Here is a 2,528-nt window from a genome sequence, read left to right as displayed (position 1 = left end):
TACTTTTTTTGATTTGTTCTTTAAACTACTACCTTCCCGCTCATTGCCGCGGAGGGCTAGTAACTTTTTTTTCCGCAAAAAAAGTAACCAAAAAACTCTCCGCTGCGCCAGTTGCTACAATGGAAGTGCAAGTCGTTCTTCTTCTCTGCCGCAACCGCCAAGGCGGAATTTTTCGTTAACGGAGGGTTATTACTTACAAGAATACTGCTATTACTAAGAGCACTCCTGTTAACCCGCACTGCCTCCCCATCCACCACGTCACCCTGAGCGGAGTCGAAGGGTCTCTGCGTTAATTGTTTCTGGCTTGTTTTATGGTTGTCTTTAAATTGGAAATTCTTTTGTAAACTACTACCTTCCCGCTCATTGCCGCGGAGGGCTAGTAACTTTTTTTTCCGCAAAAAAAGTAACCAAAAAAACTCTCCGCTACGTTTTTTGCTACAAAGCCAGAGCATTATTTTCTGCATCTCTACCGCATAAAACAAGACGGATTTTGACGGTAACGAATGGGTCATAGCTGTTAGGAATGCTTTTTATTATAACAATACTCCTATTAATTTCCACTTCCTCCTTTACCCGTCATTTCGAGGAACGAGAAATCTCACGAGCTAGGTCTACTTATCGTATTTTACACTTATTTGTGAGATTCATCTTCGATGAACTACGTTTTTCAAGCTGTTCAAAATGACGAAACGCTAAATAATGACATGGATAAGTATGACCCTTTGGAGGAGTCTGGGTGAAGTTTTTTTCGCTCTTGAGCTTCTACTCCTGTCTACCGATCAGGCAAATGCTCAGCAGGACACTTGTTTCAACTCTCTTCTTAACGAACAGGCAGGTGCTCAGCAAGAACAACGATTCCCATTCACTCAGCAAGACAATATTCATTTTCTAAATAAAATTATAGTTATATCTATAATATATGCTATTTTTACAGAAAACTATCAGTATAACTATAATGAAAACTCCTATTGATTTAGAAATTCGTCAAACCTATTTAGATAGGGTGAAACCATTTATAGGAAAGCCTATCATCAAAGTATTTACGGGTCAGCGTAGAGTAGGAAAAAGTTATCTGTTATTTCAGATTATTGATTTTATCCGACAAGAACAACCAAAAGCTGAAATTCTTTACATAAATAAGGAAGATTTATCTTTTTCTTTTTTAAAAACTGCGGAGGATTTGAATCAATATGTGCTAGCCAAAAAACATCCTAGTAAGAAAACCTGCGTCTTTGTTGATGAAATACAAGACATAACAGACTTTCAAGATGCTTTACGTTCCCTTTTATTGCACCAAGATATAGATCTTTATTGTACTGGAAGTAACGCAAATTTACTGTCCGGGGATATTGCTGGCAAATTAAGTGGTAGATTTATAGAAATTACTGTTTACAGCCTATCTTATGTAGAATTTTTACAGTTTCATCAATTAAATGATGATGATGTTACATTAGATCTGTATCTTAAATACGGAGGTTTACCCTACCTCAAACATTTACCGCTCATAGATGACGTAATTTTTGAATATTTAAGAAACATTTACACTACCATTGTTTATAGAGATATTATCAACCGCTATGCCATAAGAAATACTGTTTTTTTAGAACAGCTTGTTATCTTTTTAGCCGCACATACAGGTAGTTTATTTTCAGCAAAAAAAATAAGCGATTTTCTTAAATCGCAAAAAACCAACATGCCTCCTAATCAGGTGCAAATTTATATTCAACATTTGATAAATGCTTTTTTAATGCATAAAGTGTCTAGGTATGATATTGTAGGTAAACGTATTTTTGAGATTGGAGAGAAATTTTATTTTGAAAATTTAGGAATCAGAAATGGCATTTGGGGTTATCGATTAGAAGATAAAGGAAAAATTATAGAAAATATAGTGTACAATCACCTTATTTATTCTGGTTACCAAGTAAAGGTGGGCATTATTGATACGCAGGAAATAGATTTTTACTGCGAAAAAAATGGAGAAAAAAAATATGTACAAGTGGCACTTTCTTTACAAGAGCAAAAAACACTAGACCGAGAATTTGGAAATCTAAAGAGGATTAAAGATAATTATCCAAAAGAGGTGATTACTTTAGATACTTTTACAGGTAATAGTGTAGAGGGTATATTTGCTACAGATTTGCGAACATTTTTAAAGTCTTGATTTGTGTTTCGAGTCCGATCAACAAGACAAAACTTCGATTCCGCAGTACATTTGATGGAAGTAAATTGATAATCATCTTTCCACAAAATAGTTGTCCTCCTTTGGAGGGAGTTGAGTAATGTCATTAAGTTAATGAAATTCTTCAGTCCAAGCAGAGTCTCGCTTCTGCTGACCCTGCGTTTTGAGTTTATTGCAATAAGGTTTTTCTTCTAAACTATAATCTTCCCGCCTCATTGCCGGCGGAAGGGCTAGTAACTTTTTTTTCCGCAAAAAAAGTAACCAAACCCGAGCGATAGCGAACACTTGAAAGCCTTTAAAAAACAATAAACACTTGATAAAAAACTCTCCGCTGCGTTTTTTGCTACAA

2 protein-coding genes are annotated in these 2,528 nt (G+C 35.4%); one reads left to right on the top strand and one right to left on the bottom strand.

Translation table 11 applies throughout. The features are described from left to right. The first annotated feature begins 955 nt into the window (after positions 1-955). A complete protein-coding gene (locus ACFSSE_RS05210) occupies positions 956-2,161 on the top strand; it encodes an ATP-binding protein (RefSeq protein WP_379044077.1) in 1,206 nt (401 codons plus the stop codon). Between the two features lie 129 nt (positions 2,162-2,290). On the opposite strand, the gene ACFSSE_RS05205 is transcribed toward ACFSSE_RS05210, so the two are convergent. Next, the coding region (locus ACFSSE_RS05205) for a hypothetical protein (protein WP_379100774.1) at positions 2,291-2,528 on the bottom strand (238 nt) is incomplete at its 5' end.

Origin of the sequence: Pedobacter alpinus (genome assembly GCF_042684645.1) — a bacterium.
Lineage (GTDB): Bacteria > Bacteroidota > Bacteroidia > Sphingobacteriales > Sphingobacteriaceae > Pseudopedobacter > Pseudopedobacter alpinus.
Note: the sequence above shows the minus strand (reverse complement) of the source record. Positions and strands in the feature narration are given on the sequence as shown.